Here is an 18,012-nt window from a genome sequence, read left to right as displayed (position 1 = left end):
ATAACAATAAATGAATATCGCAATTCATGGGATAGGATTTCCCAAAGAATTTGTACCACATATAGAGCAATTGATTGCTAGTTTGAAATCCCATGATATAAGGATTTTTTTTACAGAAGCATTTTCGCGATCTCTCAAAAAAAATAATCTAAAAATAGATGGTTATGAGCCTTTAAATCCAAAGGCTCTCGTAAAACAAATGGATTTTGTTTTATCAGTAGGTGGAGATGGCACCCTATTGGATACAGTTTGCTTGGTGGGTGATCATGAAATACCGATAGTTGGGATCAATTCAGGAAGATTGGGCTTTCTGGCGACTGTAGCCAAACAAAATATAAATGCGGCAATTGAGCAATTGATAGCTGGGGAGTTCTCTGTAGAGAAAAGAGCTTTAGTATGTGTAAATACTGAGAAACAGATTTTTAACGGGATGAATTTCGGCTTGAATGAGTTCACTATTCATAAAAGAGATACATCCTCTATGATCACAATCCATACTTATATTGATGGACAGTACCTGAATAGTTATTGGGCTGATGGTCTGATTGTAGCCACTCCCACAGGTTCTACAGGATATTCTTTGAGTTGTGGAGGCCCTTTGATTACGCCGGGTGCAAGAAATTTTGTGATTACGCCGGTCAGTCCCCACAATTTGAATGTCAGACCTATAATAATTTCTGATGAAAGTGAAATGTGCTTCAAAATAGAAGGACGAGGTGAGAAATTTCTCGTATCTCTGGATTCTAGATCAACTACCATCGACGCTACTGACGAATTGAAAGTCAAAAAAGCAAGCTTTGCAGCCAATCTTGTCAAATTTCATGATTACCATTTCTTTGATACACTAAGACAAAAATTGAATTGGGGGTTTGATATGAGGAATTAAGGGATTGATTTGATAGACAATGTTTTTTCTAAGAATGAAAAATCCAACAATAATTACCTACATTCTCTTATTCTTTTTCTTGGTCACAGCTTGTCTTCCTTTGGTTTCAAGAAAAAGTGAATTGGATGGTTTGAAAGCAGAAAAAGCGTATAGCCTAGATGTTGATATAAAAGAGGACGAGACAGTGTATAAGATTCAGGTTATTGCTTTCTGTGAAATATCAGGTGAGGTAGAAATGAATGGTAAGAAAATTGATTCCAATACTGAAAAAGTAACCCTTCATGAAAGCGATTTTTATTTTAATCGTTTTGAACTGGAGGTAGTTCCGGTTGTATCTAGTACAGGAAGGGTTAAAGTGAAAGCTAAGTATTATATTCAGAGGTGAAAAAACAAAACAACAAACATCCCTCAAGAAGAGATCTCTGCTTGAGAGATGTTCTTTTTATATCAACCCTTCCCCACTTTCAGATTCATCTGCTGCTTTGTGGAGGAAATCATGGAAGGGTTTCATTAGGCGAAAGGATTCTAAGGTTTTGGCTTTGAAGTCTCCTGAAAGAATGTCCTTGTCAGCCAATGGAGTGGAAACAATAAAGCTTTTGTATCTCAGCAAATCGATAAATGGATGCTCAGCATCGTAATCTCTTGGACTGGTTTTGAGCTGTTCGCCTTCGATACCTGAAAAATGATTCTTGAAAGTTTTTTCATTTAAGATATTCAACAATTCTTGTCCAGAGTAATCAATCTCCTGACGGATTTTTTTTAGTATGTCAGCTGGTGGCATCCAGATTCCTCCAGCTATAAAACTTTCTCCAGGCTGGATATGCAAGTAATATCCGGGGCCATTGGATTTTTTTCCTCCTGTAGAAAAGTATGCTGCAAAATTGGTTTTATATGGGGCTTTGTTTGCAGAAAAGCGAATGTCTCTGTTCTGTCTGAAAACACAATCTTTTGGTTTGAATGCAGCTAATGCAGGTTCCCAAGCTGTAACCCCTTCTAGAAGTACTGCCACATCTCCCAGAAAAGCTTCTTTTATGCTAAGATATTGGTCACGGTTAGCATCCATCCATTCTTTGGAGTTGTTTGCAGATAAGTCTTTCAGAAAATCGAGGTATGGTGTAGGCATTTTTTTACTTTTGAAGGTTAGTTAAAAACTACGAATCTTTAAGATTGTTAACGTTAACAACGGATTAATCTCTTTTTTTGATCTAAAACTCAGAAGCTGTATCAGAATTGTCCATTTTAGATAAATTTGTTTGTGGGACACAGACTAAGGGAAATGCTAAAATCTCTAAGATGGCTAATTGTTTAAACAGGATTGTTCTGTGGGGACACAGGACAAGGTGTTGTTTTATACAGAGTTGTTCTGAGTGGACACGGAACAAGGTGGTCTAATATCATCATTTGTATTATATAAAATCCACTAATCCTTCCAACTTCATCCCTCTACTTCCTTTGATCAAAATCAGATGGTCTTCTAGCTTAGAGTCCTGTAACCAGTTTCTGAATGAAAAAGGATCGGGGAAATACAATGCTTTCATTGGCGCCTTGGCCAAAGCCGCTTGTGTATGTTTTCCTGCAAAACAGATTTTGTCAAAGTCATATTCGGCGACCAATTCTCCAAGTTTCTGGTGTTCTGCTTCAGTGCTGTCACCAAGTTCATACATATCACCTAAGATGATCATTTTATGTTTTTTTCCTGTCATCTCCCCAAAAGTCTTGATGGCCACTTCCATACTTGATGGATTGGCGTTGTAGGCATCAAGGATGATCAGGTTGCTTCTCTTTTCCAATAACTGTGAACGCATATTGGATGGTTTGTAATCCACGATAGCCTGAACAGCTTTTTCTATAGAAACACCAAAAAACTTCCCTAGAGTAATTGCTGTCGCTATATTTCCAAAGTTATAGGCGCCGATCATAGAGCTGAGATGTGTTTCTTCAATTCCTTCAACTTTGAATCTTACAAAAGGGTTGGCATCCACAAACTCAACTTCACAAAAATCTCCATTGGCTGGATATAGAATCGGTTTGTCGAATCTTTTGGCCATGTTCGACAAAATTGGGTCATGGGAATTAATAAAGACTGTTCCCTTATTTTCCCTAAGATGTTGGAAAAGCTCCGTTTTTGTTTTCAATACACCTTCAACGCCGCCCATTCCTTCCAAATGTGCCCTGCCAATATTCGTGATAAAACCATGTGTTGGCTCCGCAATATCACAAAGCTCTTTGATATCACCCTGCTTATTGGCACCCATTTCTACAATGGCGATCTCTATATCACTTCCTATAGCCAGCAAAGTCAATGGTACACCAATATGGTTGTTGAGGTTGCCAATCGTAGCTGAAGTCTTGAATTTTTGATTCAATACAGCATGGAGTAATTCCTTTGAAGTAGTTTTTCCATTACTTCCTGTCAGCCCAATGATGGGAATCTGCAACTGTCTTCTATGATGATTTGCCAATTTTTGAAGTGCTGACAGTACATCATTTACCAAGAAATACTGCTCGCCATTTTCAGGAATAACTTCTTTTTCATCCACAACAACCAATGATGCTCCAATTTCCAAGGCTTGGGCAGCAAAAGAATTGGCATTGAAATTTGGGCCTTTGAGCGCAAAAAATATATTCCCCAGACCAATTTTTCTAGTGTCAGTACTGACTCCTGTGGATTGTAGGAAGTGTTTGTAGAGAAGTTCGGTGTTCATTATTTATTTTTTACAATTAAAGTTTAAAATTAAGATATTCGAAACATCTTTATCAAAATTCTGTCGTTATTTATATCCATGATCAAGTATTTTACTTTTTTTCTTCTCCTAATTTCAAGCTTAAGCTTCGCTCAAACGGCTTTTCGCTATCACCAAAACATTGCGGTATCGCAGGGTGGGGAGAATTTGAGTATTCCTTTTGCGGGAGGCATGAATGCTGCCCAGATTCAGACAATGGATGTGGATGGTGATGGCATAGAGGAATTGGTGATTTGGGATATCAATGCAAGGCAAATATCTGTATTCAAAATTTCAGGAAATTCATATATTCATCTTCCTGAGATGTCATATTTTTTCCCTTCTGATGTCAATGGCTTCTTGGTTTTGGCAGATTTTGATGGTGACGGGAAAAAGGATCTGTTTACAAGCAGTCCTTTTGGGATTAGAGCTTATAGAAATGTGAGCCCTGCAAGTGCGGGGGTTCCAACTTGGGAGCTGGCGCAAAATTTCCTAAGACTAGACAATAATTCCAATTTGCAAGCCAACAACTTGGATATTCCATTGATCATGGATGTAGATGGAGATGGGGATTTGGATATAGCTACTTTCAACTTTGCATCGGGAGATTTTTTGGAGTTCTATAAAAATACCTCTGTAGAAAGAAAAGGGGTGCCTGATATAGATGGTTTTGCATTCCCTGAAGCTAGATGGGGTGGTTTTGAGTTTTGTGATTGTGGGAGTTTTAGTTTTGGGGTGACTTGTGCGGGTTTTCCTATGGGGAGAGTGCTGGATAATGAAAATAAAAGAATTGAACATGCCGGGGGACATTCTATTCTATATGCAGATTTTGATGGAGATGGGATATTTGATCTTTTGATGGGTCAAGATGAATGTGATGTTTTGTATTTTCTCCCAAATAGGGGAACAAATGCGATTCCGATTTTTGACGAGTTTTCCACTTCATTGTCAGGTATTGGAGATTTGCCGCAGTTTCCGATTTTTCATGCAGCACAGATTTTTCAGGATAATTTGGTAGTCAGTACGAACTCTTCTTCAATTGCCGGACCATTTAGAGCTGACTATGCTCAAAATATTTTCTCAATTCCACTATCTGGAGGAGAGCAATCACCATTTCTTCAAAACCAAATATTGGATTTTGGAGAGAACACACACCCTTTTTTCAAAGGAAACCAAAATGAAGGCACACTAATTTTGACAGCAAATTCTTTGATTGGGAACAGGGTTGTGGGAAGGGCAATCACTATAAACACGTCCTTGGATTCTTGGGAGATTTTAGATGAGAATTATCTGGAATTACCAAGTCTGGGTTTGACTGATCTTCAATATATCGAATATGTAAATGCTCAAAATCGAACTAGCTACTGGCTTGCAGGCACTGATACCGTAAATTTGTCCCTTCAGAAGAAACTATTCTGGTCATCAAGCAATAGGTTTCAAGATTTGAATGAGGTGTCAATCCCAGGGATTACCGGCAGACCTTTGGATCATTTTGAGTTTTTTTCGTACCAAAATAGAGACTATTTATTGATGGCAAGGCAGACAGGGGAGTTGGTGCTTTTTGAAGTGAATTTCTCAAATTCTCCTCAATTGACATTGTTGGAGAGAAATTTCTTAGGTTTTCAGGATAGTCCAGCAGCAAGGAATCTCAATGTTCATGTGATTCCCAACCAATCACCAAGCCTTTATGCCATTGATCAAAGAGGGATGTTATTTTTCTTGGTAGATTTTATGAATAGTGATATTCGAGAAGTTGTTGGCATTCAGATCAATGATAGCTTATTGGAAACCAAGTTTGGTAGAAATACTTGGATAAGCCATGTTGAAAGTCCGTTTACTGCTCAATATGATTTAATTATAGGAAATACTGCTGGAGGGATTCAATATTTGAAGTCTATGGATACAGAAGGAGGTTCTGATGGAGAGAAGTTTTTGGTGAAGATTTATCCAAATCCGAGCAATGGCCCAATCAGCGTGTTGACAAACCAAAATGCTAGCCTTAGTATCATTAGTAGCCTTGGTCAAATCTTACGTGAAGATCTGGAGGTTAGAGTAAATTCGGTCCTTGAGTTACAGTTTGATCAGTTGGCTCCTGGGATTTATATTTTGCGATTTCAATTGGAGAATGGACAGAGTCATAGCCGTAGAGTGGTAGTTAGGCCCTGATTTTTAGGTTTGTCCGTGCTAGTGGGTATATAAAATTACAATAAATAGGGTATGTTTTGATGGAGGGTGTTTTCGGAGCTTTGGGTATAGATTTTAGTCCCAACGAAAACCAATTCAATCATGAAAAAGATCATCTTATCCGCTGCGATACTGACATTAACAGCTGGATCGCTATTAGCTCAAGAAATGTTCAATGGCTTTGGAACGAAAGGTTTCTACAACAAGTCATTGAAAAATCAAGACTCCTTTTATATACCCCAAATGCAAATTGGGTTTGAAACTTATGTAGAAACCAAAGAGGTGGAGAAAGAGTCAAAACTCAGTGCTTTTGCCAATAACATGGCTGCTCATAGTAAGGGTGGGCAATATGGTGGAAGACAGTCTAGCTCAGCAAGGGTGACTACTATTTTGGATGCTGGAATGGAGCTTGCAGATTTTCAGTCATTAGCCAATGACTTTCATAAGATTCTAGAGGATGAAATTGCGAAAGCTGGATTCAAAGTTTTGCCGATGGAGGATGTAGATAAACTTGATAGTTATCAAAAAATTAAAGACAAGTATTCTGATAAAACTGACAGAAAGCAAAGCAAAGCAGACCCAAGTGATGTAGGGTTTGGTACCATCAAAGTATACCCAGAGAACACTTTGTTTATGTTTGACGAAAAATCAGTGATGAAAGGTGGAGGGCCAGCTTTTTATGGCATGTTGAAGAAAATCCATGCTGAAACAAACGCGGGAATGATATTGCAAAATCTGACAATAGATTTTTCTACGGTGGAATTAGATGTGAAATTAGACGCAGGAGTCAAAGGTAAAACCACGACAGCGGAGATGAAAATACTTCCAAAGATGCGAATAACTTACAATACAATGGATTTTATAACTCCGAAGGGAGGGCCAAACTCAGCCCCTGCTAGTCTTAACTCAGAGTTTATTTCAGGCAAGGAGTATAATGCCAACATTTACTCAGATAAGGAAAAAGCCGCCAGTCTATTCAAGAAGTTTTTTGCGATTAGTGTACCTAGTGTAGATTTCGATCCAAGAATCATAGAGATTTCCAAAGAAGATTATATCGCTGCCTCTAAAGACCTTTTTACCCAATACTCAAAGGAGTTTGCCAAAGCCTTGGTCGTTGGGGCCAAAGGGAAGTAATCCATTTACTGACCGGAGCCAAGGTGAGCGCCTTGGCTTTTCTTTTTAAACCAATTCTCAATTTGCTATGAAGAAACTTCTAATTTCGATCATTATTACCTTTCCAGCCCTAGTTGGATTTGCACAATCGACAAACTGGGATAATGTGAAGTATAATGGCATAAGGACCATGGGGATATCTTACAAGTATCTTAACCTCACCAATCCAGCAGATAAATCAAACCAATTGGGGACTACATACTTTTTTCCTGAATTTGATTTTGTAAAAATGAATCTGTCAGCAGGGGCATGGAGCTGGTCATATAGGAACAAGTTGCCGGGGGATTTTATAGGTTCTGGAATTCAGCTGGTGTTTACAGGAGAGATGCCTTACTACAAATACAGGCCTAATGCAACTTGGATTCATAATTTCATAGGCTGGTGGAATATCGCCAAGAATGTCAAGATTAACGATGAACTAGCCGTTGCAGTTGGAGGGCATATTGGAGATTATTACTTGGATTATAGTCTTGCCCCTGATGTGTATTATAATCCACACGGTTTCTATGCTGGTATAGGACCAGTAGTGATGGTGGATTATTTATTGCCTGGTGCAATGGTAGTTCATTTTGAAAGTAGTCTAGCTTATGGTCAATATTTGGCAGATGGAGACGGTTTTGGTGTATATCCTGCCCCTTTGATTTCCAATACTATGCTGGAGTTGCGCACCAATTCTAAGGTATTTGTAGGCTTGGAGTACGTCACTTTTTTCAATCGAGGAGATGATCCTTTTAGAGGACAGCGGATTGAGCTGAAAGCAGGGTTTCGATTTAAGAAGTAGGGATATCAGATTAAATTATTTGCGTAAGCGAACTTAATTAAGCCTACGAGGGAGTTTGTCTTGGTCTTACGGAAAATATTTTTTCTATGGGTCTCTACTGTACGTTCTGAGATGAAAAGTTGATCTGCGATATCCCGGTTGGAAAACTCCTTGGCAATGAGCTTGAGTATTTCCCTTTCTCTATCAGTGAGCATTCGTTCTTCATCTGGGAATTGTAAGCTATTGATGATGATTTTATTGATATCATTACTTAGGTAAATTTTTCCAGCATTGACAGCAGTTATGGCTGATAGCAATTCTTTGTGGCTGTCGTTTTTGAGAATATATCCATCTATCCCTTCTTTGAGGATTTCTTTGACCAAGTGTACTTCATCATGCATGCTAAGCATGATAATTTTAGTTTTTGGGCTAATTTTTTTTACCAGCCTCACCAAGGCTAGCCCATCCATTTCAGGTAAATTAAAGTCTGTGATCAACAACTCAACTTCATTCTGTTTGATGAATTCTAAGGCAATTTCTGCGGTATTGGCTTCACCGATAACTTTAAGAGCGGGTTCTCTTTCGAGTATACTTTTGATTCCATCCAAAAGGATAGCGTGGTCGTCCACCAGAAATATTTTCATGGTCTGAGTTTTTATTTTAAGTTTCAGAAACTGACGCAACATTGCAAACATGCCTGCAAGTTACTAGCTATCTCAACGTGAGAAAATCCGTAGTAGTGGGTATATTATACCATTATGCCGGCTTCTTTGGCAATAGTGAGCTTATCTATCGGAAGATCGATAATCAAGCTACTTCCTTTTCTATCTGGATGACTATCTATTTCAAAATCTGCATTGATTCTTTTAAGCCTTGATTGAATATTTCTCCAGCCATTTCCTGAGCTATTGTGAAGACTATTGACATCAAAGCCTGCTCCATCATCCTCAATTAATAAATTGAGTTCGCTATCATGTTGGACAAACTGTATTGTTATTTTGTGGGCATTTGCGTATTTGATTACATTATTGACCCACTCTTGGATAACACGATAAAGTGAGATTTCTTGAATTTCTTTTAGCCTAGTAGACATCTCCTGTGTATCAACTATGATTTGAATTTTTCCAGTACTATTGATGCGATGAGCAAATTCATTGACTGCTTCTTTGAGTCCATATTGTATCAGGGTGGCAGGCATGAGGTTGAAGGCAATGTTACGGATTTCAGTATGCATTTCTTTGAGGATCAATTCACTTTTATCCACAATGTCAGTTCTATCTTCGAGGTTTTTTGAATCATTATTCAGATTTGAAATATTAAGTCTCAATGCAGAGATCAATTGTCCAAATCCGTCATGTAAGTCCTGCGCAAAACGCTTTCTTTCATTTTCTTGAGATTCAAGTACAGCATTGATATAAGCTTCCTTGATTTCAATTTCTTTTTCTTGAAGAAGCAGTTTTCTAGCTTTTTTCTGTCTATTTTGGTTCAGGATGAAAAGTACAGATGCTAGGAAAAGAATAATCAACAAGGAAAAAATAAGGATTAAATTTCTTTGAATACTAGCTTTTTGTTGAGCTAACTCAGCTGCCTGAAGCACTATTTGAGCTTCTTTTTTCTCCGTTTCATATTTGGTTTCTATGTCCGCGATTGCGGTGGATTTTTCAATGTTGAAGATGCTATCCTTGTAAGCTTGAGCTTGTTTGTAGGATAGGAATGCATTTTTGAAGTCACCTTTTTCTTGGAACACATCAGCAAGAACCGAGTGGGCTGACAATAGTCTTGTATTGTCATTGAGTTTTTCAGACAAAGTCAAAGATTTTCTTCCAAATTCTTCTGCTAAGACATGATTCCCTAACTGCAATTGTGCTTTGGCCATAGAATGAAGCAAGACGCTGAAGTCATAATCATTTTTTAATTTGGAATGATAGATCGTCTGTGATTTGTTATAGTGATCAAGTGCTAGCTTAGGTTTACTTTGGTCCATCGCTAAGTTACCTAGATTTGTGGAGGCTATCGCAAGTGCCTTGAAATCACCGAGGTTTTCTGACAGTAACACGCATTGTGAATAATAATAAGTAGCAGAGTCAAGTTCTTTTAAATTATGAAAAGTGGATCCGAGATTTAAATACAACTTTTGAAGATTATGTTGGTCATTTGCTTTATTTTTTTTGGACAAAGCTTTTTGGTAGTATTTCAGGGCTTTTGGATTGTCTTTGAGTAAGTAGTGTATGTTTCCTACCGAGAATAGTGAGTTGCCAATCATCTTATCATCACCAATTTTCTCGGATGTTTCCAATGCATTTGTAGCAAACATAAGTGCTTTGGTATAGTCACTTTTGTTTTGATAGACCATGGAGAGGTTGTTATATACCGCAGATACTCCTCTCAGGTCTCCTTTTTCAAGATATGCTTCGGCAGATTTGTTCAAATAATAGGAGGCAGAATCATAAGAAGCACCTACCCAATGTACCACTCCCATCACCGTATAGGCATATCCAATGATTCTTAGGTTGTTGACTTTTTCGAGTTCTCTAATGCCCTGATGGGCTAAGGCAAGAGAAGCTGGATTGTCAGAATACATCTTTTGCCAAGCCAAATCCATCAAAGCTTCTGCTCTGATGCTATCTACGGTAGTGTTTTTGATGACTTTGTCAAGGCTATCTAAGATGGCTTGATTTTGCCCATTTCCTTTGAAGCATATTAGGACGAAAAATAGAAACAAAACCTTCGTGACATGTGTGAAGTTTTTCATTATTATATTGCTTATAGATGTGCATAGGCAATATAAATTAATAAAATTTGTTTTAAAAAAAGAATATAATTTTTAAATCAGTAGCTCTCGCTTTCATTTGGGAAATCTTTGGACTTGACATCGCTGATATAATCTTGAACAGCTTTTGTCATGATATTTTGTAAGTCGGCATATTGTCTCAGGAATCTTGGTTTGAACTCCTGTGTGATGCCTAGCATGTCATGAACGACCAATACCTGTCCATCTACATCTCCTCCTGCACCAATGCCGATTACAGGAATGCTGACTGTTTCTGCGACTTTCTTTGCTAGTTTGGCTGGGATTTTTTCAAGAACTAGCGCAAAGCACCCTGTCTCTTCCAGTATTTTGGCATCTTCGAGCAGCTTATTGGCTTCCTCTTCTTCTTTGGCCCTGACGGTGTAAGTGCCGAATTTGTATATCGATTGAGGTGTCAAGCCTAAATGCCCCATCACAGGGACTCCCGCGCTCAAAATCCTTGTTATAGATTCTTTGATTTCTGAACCACCTTCGACTTTCACTGCGTGTGCTCCTGACTCTTTCATGATTCGGATAGCTGAGCGGAGTGCTTCAGAGCTATTTCCCTGATAAGAACCGAATGGAATATCTACAACTACAAATGCCCTTTTTACACCTCTTACTACAGAACTTGCGTGGTAAATCATCTGATCCATTGTGATGGGCAATGTGGTTTCATGACCGGCCATGACATTTGAAGCGGAATCTCCAACAAGGATAATGTCTATTCCTGCACCATCTACAATGGCTGCCATTGAAAAATCATAAGCCGTGAGCATGGATATTTTCTCGCCACGTGATTTCATTTCTTGCAGAGTGTGCGTGGTGATTCTTTTGATATTTGAAGATTGGTGTACGGACATAAAGGGTTTAGTGTAGATGGACAGAATAGTCTTCGGATTCCAGATTGACAGTAATGTGTTCGTTAAGGGTAGTAGAGAGTTCTAAGCCAGTATAGTCTGGAGAAACGGGGAAAAGCTTATGGCTTCTATTTACCAATACAGCAAGTTCCATTTTTTTGATAGGTATCTCTAAGAATGGCTTTAGTGCATAAGCAAGTGTCTTTCCTGTATTGAGCACATCATCTACCAGTATAAGGCATTTGTTATCCAAAGCAGTATTTTGTGATAAAGAAACGTCCCCTTGTACGATGGTCTTTTTATCTACAACCACTTCTATAGAGTCTACTGATATTGGTGAAATCTTTTTCAACTTATCAGCTAACAAATCAGCGAATATTTTTCCCATTCCAGAAATACCTGCAAAAACAACCTCGTTTTCTGAAGCATTTCTTTCATAAATCTCGTATGCCATCCTGGTGATTTTTTGCTGGATCTGACGATGATTCAATACCATTGATTTAGTGTTGCTCATTTGATTGGATTCAATTTTCTAAAGAGGAAAATTACGGCAAATGATTTTGGATTCAAATTATTTTATGATCAGTAGTGATATTTATATCACATATTTTAGCGGTGATCATCTTCTTCGTTGAGGATATTGATATAGCTGTCATAGCGATAGGGGTGGATGTGGCCTTCTTCCAGCTTTTTCAATACTGTACAGCCTGGCTCGTTGATGTGTTTACAATTGTTGTATTTGCATTGGCCGAGATACTTTCGCATTTCTGGAAAATAATGTGACAGTTCATAATCACTGACATCCAAAATCCCAAATTCTTTGATCCCGGGAGTATCAATCAAATAACCACCTTCGATATCAAACATTTCTGCAAATGTGGTCGTGTGTACCCCTTTGGAGCTGAATTTTGAGATTTCTTGTGTAAACTGATCCGCTTCAGGAATGATTTTGTTCAACAAAGTGGATTTGCCCACTCCCGAATGTCCGGAAAGTAGGGTTGTTTTTCCTTGGAGCAAGGGTAAAAATTGATCTTTGAGATCAGACTCGCTCAAAGCAGAAATCTCTAATACATCATATCCAAGGTATTCGTATATATCGTGGATATCTTGAAGGTAATCCATGTCCTTGCTTTTGTATTCCAAATCCATTTTGTTGACAATAATGGTCGCTGGAATTCGAAAGCTCTCTGTACTCACCAAGAATCTATCAATAAAACCAAGTGAAGTCCGAGGGTTTTTTAAAGTAATGATCAAAAAAGCTTGGTCAATGTTTGATGCGATGATGTGTGAAAAGTGGCTTTTTCTTGTTGATTTTCTGATGATATAATTTTCTCTTGGGAGAATTTCATCTATGGTCCAAGTAGGTTGTCCTTCTTCTTTGGCAACTGTGACATAATCGCCCACAGCAATGGGGTTCGTTAGTTTGAGGTTATCCTGCTTGAATTTTCCTCTGAGACGAGATTTGACAAGCCCAGCTTCAGTTTGTACGAGATACCAGCTTCCAGTGGATTTGATTACCCTGCCGTGCATTTAATGATTATTTAGTACCCAATACTTGGGCAATTATTTTTTTGGAACTCCCTTGATTTTCCTTTACAAGCTTTACTGCTGCTGCACATGCTTGGCTATATAATGCAGGGTTTTCCAACTCTTCAAATATGGTTTTTAACTCTTCATAATTGACAACTGAACAACTAGCGCCATATTCAATGCTTATTTTTGCTTCGGGGAATCTTTTTGGTTTCCTTACTTTTCCAAATACTACAGGTATGCCAAATGCCAAAGGTTCAAGAATGTTGTGAAGGCCTTTTCCAAAAGCTCCACCCACGTAAGCAATATAAGAAAATTGATACAAAGATGAAAGCATACCCACATTGTCAATGAACAATACTACTGCGTCCTTATCTTGGTTCAGATTTGAATATTTCACAGACTTCTTTTCTATGGAGCTTGCCCATTCATCGATAATACTATCACTGATCTCGTGAGGTGCAATAATGAATCGATATCCCTCTGATTGATTTATAAATGGAATTAGCATGTCCATATCTTCTTTCCATGCAGAGCCGATGACTATGGTTTTGGCGTCTCCGACAAATTCTTTTACATCTGAGAACTCTTTTGGTGACTCACTGATTTTGGATACTCTATCAAATCTGGTGTCTCCTGTAAGAGTGCAGTTCTGCATCCCAATTTGATGGAGAAGGTCTATGCTTTTTTCATTTTGTGTAAATATGTAATCAAAAGATTTCAAAATTCTTCTAAAAAAACCTCCAAATGGTTGAAAATATACTTGGTCTTCACGCATAGAAGCAGAAAAAAGATACAATGCCACCTTTTTCCTTTTTGCTTCCAATATGTAGTTTGCCCATAAGTCATACTTCACAAAAAATGCCATAGATGGACTTAATATTTCTATGAAATCCTTCGCATTCTTTTTGGTGTCAATAGGTAAATATATGATTAGGTCAATATTTTCATTTGCCTTCTTCTTTGCATTTTCATACCCAGAAGGACTGAAAAAACTAGTAACCACCAATATCTCAGGTTTTGCTTTTTTAAGTTGGCTGATGACAGGTTTTGCTTGTTCAAATTCTCCTAACGATGCAACATGAAACCAAGCAGTTTCTTGTTTATTATTGTTTTTAAAGTTTTGAAGTTCGTTAAAAACGTTTTTTCTACCCTCTACAAAAAGTTTGATTTTGGGACTGCTGTTTTTGAAAAGGCTCACGATCACATAAAATAATCGCATGGAAAAATTATAAATTAAATTCATGATGCAAAAATATAGTTAAAGTTTGGTTTAATGAACTTTTGTAATTTTTTATTGAATCAGAGGCTAAATAAAATAAATTATTTTTAAATGAAGAAGCCTCAATCAAAGAATGATTGAGGCTTCTTTTGACTAACCTTCAGGAAAGGATTAATTGTTAGTTAAATAAGCAGAAACACCTTCTTTAGTCGCTGTCATTGCTTCTTTTCCTTCTTCCCAGTTTGCAGGACAAACTTCACCGAATTTCTCAACATGCTGAAGTGCATCAACTAGTCTCAATGTTTCGTCGATGCTTCTTCCCAAAGGAAGGTCATTGATTGTTTCTTGTCTTACGACACCGTTTTTGTCGATCAAGAATGTACCTCTATATGCTACCGGAATTCCTTCGAAAGTCAATTCTCCTTCTTCATTGTAATTCCACTCACCTGCCAATACACCAAAATTATGAGCGATTGTTTTTGCAGTATCAGCCACGATAGGATATGTTACTCCCATGATTCCACCTTGTTCTTTTGGTGTGTTTAACCACGCTAAATGCGATTCCTCGGTATCAGTAGATGCTGCTACTACTGCAACTCCTCTTTTTTCGAATTCTGCTAGCTTTTCCTGAAATGCTAAAATCTCAGTCGGGCATACAAATGTGAAATCTTTTGGATAAAAGAATAGAATTACTTCTTTGTTGCCAATGAATTGCTCCAAAGAGAATCCTTCAACTATTTCTTCACCATTGATTACTGCTGGAGCACTAAATATTGGTGCTTTTTTTCCTACTAATGACATAATTTTATGATTTTTATTGTGATGCTATGTTGATTTTTTCTCCAGATTTATACATTCAATATTGCATTTCAGCAATACTTTCAAATCTTGAGTCAAACTTTTCAATTACTATTTGATTATCGATAACTTATAACCAAAATTTTTTCGTTTTTGTTACACAAAAGTAATTATTATTGCAAATAATTCAAAATTACCACAAAATCATATTTGGTTAATTTTGAGGGATTTGAGTATTGTAATTCAAATCATTCCGTTTATGAGTTTTATATTGATATTTATTGCATAGATTTCTATGTGTGCCAAATAAAATTTTTTGATATTTTTAATAAATTCTTTATTTGTGAGCAGAGAGTTTGAAATCCTATTTAAAATTTATTTATCTTGTACCTCTATTTTGGATTTCAGGTATTGATTTAAGCACCCAATGGTTAAAGTTTTATTCGTTTGTCTAGGAAATATATGTAGGTCACCCCTTGCTGAAGCAATTTTCAACCAAAAAGTAAAAGAAAGCGGACTATCAAATTACTTTCACAGTGATAGCTGCGGAACGTCTGATTACCATATCGGTGAGTTGCCAGACGAGAGAACAATTCAGTGTGCAGCTGATAAAGGGATCAAGATAAATCATAGAGGAAGACAGATAAATAGGGTAGACATCAGAGAATTTGATTATCTCATAGCTATGGATGCTGCTAACAAAACTAATATTGAAAGATTAATAGTAAGTAGTAATCTAAATCATGATCAGGTATATTTGATTAGGGAATTTCAACCAAACCCAAGTCAAATGGAGGTTCCAGACCCTTATTATGGTGGGATGGATGCTTTTGAAGATGTGTATGATATATTGGATGATGCTATCAACTACTTTTTAAAGTTTTTGAAGGAAGAGCATAAAACCTATGTTTGATTCAAAAACCCTTTTCGAGAAAATTCTTTTTTTGAGCTTTGGGAGTGATGTTTTGATTTTAGAAAATCAATTGATTTCTGTTGGAGGTGTAAATCAAGGTGTTAAGCTCAAAACTGATAGAGGGCATTTTTTTTTGAAACTTAATTTTGAAACAGACAAAAATTTTTTTGAGATGGAGGCTGAAGGTCTAAGGATGCTTTCAGATTGTTGTCCTTTGTCGATTCCGACCGTAATCAATTTTGGACATGTAGATGAAAATAATTTTTTGTTGATGGATTGGGTAGATTCAAGATCAAGAACGCCTAAATATTGGGAGAAACTGGGTGTTGGCGTGGCTCAGTTGCATATGCACTCGCAATCAAAATTTGGACTGAACAATTCAAACTATATTTCTTCTCTAATACAAAGCAATGCTATGAATGATTCTTGGGTCTCATTTTTTATAGAACAAAGATTGGAGCCTTTGATTGGGGAAGCTTTTTATAATGGACTTATTGACAGAGAGTTTTTTGAAAAATTCAGACTAATATACCCCAAGCTCCAAGATATATTTCCGAAGGAGAGGCCCTCACTTTTGCATGGAGATCTTTGGTCGGGAAATGTGATAATTGATTCATTAGGGGAGCCTACATTGATTGATCCTGCTGTTTATTTTGGGCATAGGGAAATGGATATTGCTTTTAGCTTGTTGTTTGGAGGTTTTGATAGGGAATTTTACGATTCCTATAATTCTGTCTTTCCCATGGAAAGTGGTTTTGAAGAAAGAAAAGATATCTATAATTTATATCCACTTTTGGTACATTTACTGCTGTTTGGAAAAGGTTATTTTATTGGAATTAAAAGAGTGGTAGACAAACTTTTAATATGATGGTTTGTATACCATTTGGAAGGTGTTTCTAGTCAATTGTTCCAACATAATTTCTTTTTCATTAGTTATTTCCTTTACTAAAAGAGGATTGTGGTTCTTGATTGTTAGAAGATTTAGTTTATTGTTGTATCTAATCGAAAAATCACTGTCCAATTCATAGATTAACTTATCAAGTTTGAATTTTTGTTCGTCAATCACGATAGTAATACTAATTGCAGATGTTTGAAGGAGATTTACTTTTAACTTTAGTTTTTCGAGAACAGTATATATAAGGCGTATATGAGATTCATTTATAAATGTGAAATCATTAACTCTAAAACTCACTAAAATTTGGTCTGTTTTCAGTACCAAACAAGGAGTTTGGTTGATTTTTGAAACATTATGAATGATAGTTCCACTTCCATTTGGATTCAAAAATGACTTAACAAATAAAGGTATGTTTGAATTAGCCAAAGGTTTAATGGTTTTTGGGTGAATTACAGAAGCTCCGTAATAAGTTAATTCAGCAGCCTCTTTGTAATCAAGCTCTTCAAATTTGATTGTGTTTTCAAAGATTTTTGGATCAGCATTTAAGACTCCTTCTACATCTTTCCATATGGTAACTTCTTTTGCTTTCAAAGATGAGGCGAGGATAGATGCAGTAAAATCCGAGCCTTCCCTACCTAGTGTGGTCGTTTTGCCCTGCTTATCTCTTCCTATGAAACCCTGAGTCACAATATTCTGATTTTCCAAAATAGGTTTAAGAATTTTTTCACAATTTTGATTGGTATTCTCCCAATCGACTTTTGCAAATCTAAAGTCACTATTTGTTAATATACAGTTTCTTACATCTTGCCAAGTGCAATTGATTCCTCTAAAACTTAGGTAAGTTTGAATAATTAATGAAGAGATTAGTTCTCCAAAGCAGATTACTTGGTCATAATATTCATCATAATCTTCCTCAATCAAATCTTGATTTAATGTGTTTTTTAGTAAATCAAATTGTTGGTTTAATTCAGAAAAAATAGGGTGGTTTTCTGGGAAAAGATCACGGCAGATGCTTAAGTGGAAATCTTCGAAAATATGAATATTTGAAGAATAGTCCTTTTTTAGAGTTTTTAGGTTTAAGATTGCTTCCAAAGCGTTTGTGCTTTTTCCCATGGCAGAAACCACAATTATTGTAGGGTTTTGCAATCGTTTGAATAAAATTCTGAATAGGTTTTTGATTGAATCAGCATCTTTTACTGATGCACCTCCAAATTTGAATACAATTACTTTTGACATCAGGATTTAAGTTGTAATTTCAAGTGTTAAAATTATTCAAATAG

17 protein-coding genes are annotated in these 18,012 nt (G+C 36.8%); 7 read left to right on the top strand and 10 right to left on the bottom strand.

What is annotated here, in order from left to right:
* The first annotated feature begins 10 nt into the window (after positions 1-10).
* Both MM213_RS08185 and MM213_RS08180 read left to right on the top strand, forming a co-directional pair.
* On the top strand, positions 11-886 hold the full coding sequence (locus MM213_RS08185) for an NAD kinase (RefSeq protein WP_241411242.1): 876 nt from the start codon (positions 11-13) through the stop codon (positions 884-886).
* Between the two features lie 34 nt (positions 887-920).
* Positions 921-1,271 carry a hypothetical protein gene (locus tag MM213_RS08180; RefSeq protein ID WP_241411240.1) on the top strand — a complete coding sequence of 117 codons (351 nt, stop codon included), beginning with the start codon at positions 921-923 and terminating at the stop codon, positions 1,269-1,271.
* 57 nt (positions 1,272-1,328) lie between these two features.
* Here the strand turns inward: MM213_RS08180 and MM213_RS08175 are convergent, their stop codons facing one another.
* Together MM213_RS08175 and MM213_RS08170 are read right to left on the bottom strand one after the other, a co-directional pair.
* Positions 1,329-2,009: a DUF2461 domain-containing protein gene (locus MM213_RS08175; RefSeq protein ID WP_241411239.1), complete on the bottom strand. Its 681-nt coding sequence runs from the start codon at positions 2,007-2,009 to the stop codon at positions 1,329-1,331.
* 283 nt (positions 2,010-2,292) lie between these two features.
* Positions 2,293-3,591 (bottom strand): UDP-N-acetylmuramoyl-tripeptide--D-alanyl-D-alanine ligase, encoded by a 1,299-nt coding sequence (locus MM213_RS08170; RefSeq protein ID WP_241411237.1) that lies wholly within the window; start codon positions 3,589-3,591, stop codon positions 2,293-2,295.
* 78 nt (positions 3,592-3,669) lie between these two features.
* On the opposite strand from MM213_RS08170, the gene MM213_RS08165 reads away from it, so the two are divergent.
* From MM213_RS08165 to MM213_RS08155, 3 genes are all read left to right on the top strand, one after another.
* On the top strand, positions 3,670-5,775 hold the full coding sequence (locus MM213_RS08165; RefSeq protein WP_241411235.1) for a T9SS type A sorting domain-containing protein: 2,106 nt from the start codon (positions 3,670-3,672) through the stop codon (positions 5,773-5,775).
* 120 nt (positions 5,776-5,895) lie between these two features.
* Positions 5,896-6,927, top strand: a complete 1,032-nt coding sequence (locus tag MM213_RS08160; protein WP_241411233.1) for a hypothetical protein — start codon at positions 5,896-5,898, stop codon at positions 6,925-6,927.
* Between the two features lie 67 nt (positions 6,928-6,994).
* Positions 6,995-7,747, top strand: a complete 753-nt coding sequence (locus MM213_RS08155; RefSeq protein ID WP_241411231.1) for a hypothetical protein — start codon at positions 6,995-6,997, stop codon at positions 7,745-7,747.
* 5 nt (positions 7,748-7,752) lie between these two features.
* Here the strand turns inward: MM213_RS08155 and MM213_RS08150 are convergent, their stop codons facing one another.
* From MM213_RS08150 to MM213_RS08120, 7 genes are all read right to left on the bottom strand, one after another.
* Positions 7,753-8,370 carry a response regulator gene (locus tag MM213_RS08150; protein ID WP_241411229.1) on the bottom strand — a complete coding sequence of 206 codons (618 nt, stop codon included), beginning with the start codon at positions 8,368-8,370 and terminating at the stop codon, positions 7,753-7,755.
* A 104-nt stretch (positions 8,371-8,474) separates the two neighbouring features.
* Positions 8,475-10,478: a tetratricopeptide repeat-containing sensor histidine kinase gene (locus MM213_RS08145; protein ID WP_241411228.1), complete on the bottom strand. Its 2,004-nt coding sequence runs from the start codon at positions 10,476-10,478 to the stop codon at positions 8,475-8,477.
* A gap of 77 nt (positions 10,479-10,555) precedes the next feature.
* Positions 10,556-11,377, bottom strand: coding sequence for a 3-methyl-2-oxobutanoate hydroxymethyltransferase (panB, locus tag MM213_RS08140; RefSeq protein ID WP_241411226.1), 822 nt, complete (start codon positions 11,375-11,377; stop codon positions 10,556-10,558).
* A gap of 7 nt (positions 11,378-11,384) precedes the next feature.
* Positions 11,385-11,888 (bottom strand): phosphoribosyltransferase family protein, encoded by a 504-nt coding sequence (locus MM213_RS08135; protein WP_241411224.1) that lies wholly within the window; start codon positions 11,886-11,888, stop codon positions 11,385-11,387.
* Positions 11,889-11,983: 95 nt separating this feature from the next.
* Positions 11,984-12,904, bottom strand: coding sequence for a ribosome small subunit-dependent GTPase A (gene rsgA / locus MM213_RS08130; protein WP_241411222.1), 921 nt, complete (start codon positions 12,902-12,904; stop codon positions 11,984-11,986).
* A 7-nt stretch (positions 12,905-12,911) separates the two neighbouring features.
* Positions 12,912-14,150 carry a 3-deoxy-D-manno-octulosonic acid transferase gene (locus MM213_RS08125; RefSeq protein ID WP_241411220.1) on the bottom strand — a complete coding sequence of 413 codons (1,239 nt, stop codon included), beginning with the start codon at positions 14,148-14,150 and terminating at the stop codon, positions 12,912-12,914.
* 147 nt (positions 14,151-14,297) lie between these two features.
* A complete protein-coding gene (locus MM213_RS08120; RefSeq protein WP_241411218.1) occupies positions 14,298-14,927 on the bottom strand; it encodes a peroxiredoxin in 630 nt (209 codons plus the stop codon).
* A 424-nt stretch (positions 14,928-15,351) separates the two neighbouring features.
* Between MM213_RS08120 and MM213_RS08115 the strand changes: the two genes are divergently transcribed.
* Positions 15,352-15,837, top strand: coding sequence for a low molecular weight protein-tyrosine-phosphatase (locus MM213_RS08115; RefSeq protein WP_241411217.1), 486 nt, complete (start codon positions 15,352-15,354; stop codon positions 15,835-15,837).
* Complete coding sequence (locus MM213_RS08110; RefSeq protein WP_241411216.1) at positions 15,830-16,705, top strand: fructosamine kinase family protein; 876 nt, start codon at positions 15,830-15,832, stop codon at positions 16,703-16,705. Before MM213_RS08115 ends, MM213_RS08110 begins: the two co-directional genes overlap by 8 nt.
* On the opposite strand, the gene MM213_RS08105 is transcribed toward MM213_RS08110, so the two are convergent.
* Positions 16,697-17,968 (bottom strand): aspartate kinase, encoded by a 1,272-nt coding sequence (locus MM213_RS08105; protein ID WP_241411214.1) that lies wholly within the window; start codon positions 17,966-17,968, stop codon positions 16,697-16,699. The genes MM213_RS08110 and MM213_RS08105 overlap by 9 nt on opposite strands.
* Positions 17,969-18,012: the final 44 nt, after the last annotated feature.

This window comes from Belliella alkalica, assembly GCF_022549785.1.
GTDB lineage: Bacteria > Bacteroidota > Bacteroidia > Cytophagales > Cyclobacteriaceae > Belliella > Belliella alkalica.
This window is presented reverse-complemented; position numbering and strand designations above follow the sequence as displayed.

What these genes read in the sequence shown, in the direction of transcription:
- MM213_RS08150 (WP_241411229.1), bottom strand. Translation starts at nt 8,370, where the DNA reads ATGAAAATATTTCTGGTGGACGACCACGCTATCCTTTTGGATGGAATC.
- MM213_RS08170 (WP_241411237.1), bottom strand. Translation starts at nt 3,591, where the DNA reads ATGAACACCGAACTTCTCTACAAACACTTCCTACAATCCACAGGAGTC.
- MM213_RS08125 (WP_241411220.1), bottom strand. Translation starts at nt 14,150, where the DNA reads ATGAATTTAATTTATAATTTTTCCATGCGATTATTTTATGTGATCGTG.
- MM213_RS08105 (WP_241411214.1), bottom strand. Translation starts at nt 17,968, where the DNA reads ATGTCAAAAGTAATTGTATTCAAATTTGGAGGTGCATCAGTAAAAGAT.
- MM213_RS08135 (WP_241411224.1), bottom strand. Translation starts at nt 11,888, where the DNA reads ATGAGCAACACTAAATCAATGGTATTGAATCATCGTCAGATCCAGCAA.
- MM213_RS08160 (WP_241411233.1), top strand. Translation starts at nt 5,896, where the DNA reads ATGAAAAAGATCATCTTATCCGCTGCGATACTGACATTAACAGCTGGA.
- MM213_RS08180 (WP_241411240.1), top strand. Translation starts at nt 921, where the DNA reads ATGAAAAATCCAACAATAATTACCTACATTCTCTTATTCTTTTTCTTG.
- panB (WP_241411226.1), bottom strand. Translation starts at nt 11,377, where the DNA reads ATGTCCGTACACCAATCTTCAAATATCAAAAGAATCACCACGCACACT.
- MM213_RS08120 (WP_241411218.1), bottom strand. Translation starts at nt 14,927, where the DNA reads ATGTCATTAGTAGGAAAAAAAGCACCAATATTTAGTGCTCCAGCAGTA.
- rsgA (WP_241411222.1), bottom strand. Translation starts at nt 12,904, where the DNA reads ATGCACGGCAGGGTAATCAAATCCACTGGAAGCTGGTATCTCGTACAA.
- MM213_RS08165 (WP_241411235.1), top strand. Translation starts at nt 3,670, where the DNA reads ATGATCAAGTATTTTACTTTTTTTCTTCTCCTAATTTCAAGCTTAAGC.
- MM213_RS08145 (WP_241411228.1), bottom strand. Translation starts at nt 10,478, where the DNA reads ATGAAAAACTTCACACATGTCACGAAGGTTTTGTTTCTATTTTTCGTC.
- MM213_RS08110 (WP_241411216.1), top strand. Translation starts at nt 15,830, where the DNA reads ATGTTTGATTCAAAAACCCTTTTCGAGAAAATTCTTTTTTTGAGCTTT.
- MM213_RS08185 (WP_241411242.1), top strand. Translation starts at nt 11, where the DNA reads ATGAATATCGCAATTCATGGGATAGGATTTCCCAAAGAATTTGTACCA.
- MM213_RS08175 (WP_241411239.1), bottom strand. Translation starts at nt 2,009, where the DNA reads ATGCCTACACCATACCTCGATTTTCTGAAAGACTTATCTGCAAACAAC.
- MM213_RS08155 (WP_241411231.1), top strand. Translation starts at nt 6,995, where the DNA reads ATGAAGAAACTTCTAATTTCGATCATTATTACCTTTCCAGCCCTAGTT.
- MM213_RS08115 (WP_241411217.1), top strand. Translation starts at nt 15,352, where the DNA reads ATGGTTAAAGTTTTATTCGTTTGTCTAGGAAATATATGTAGGTCACCC.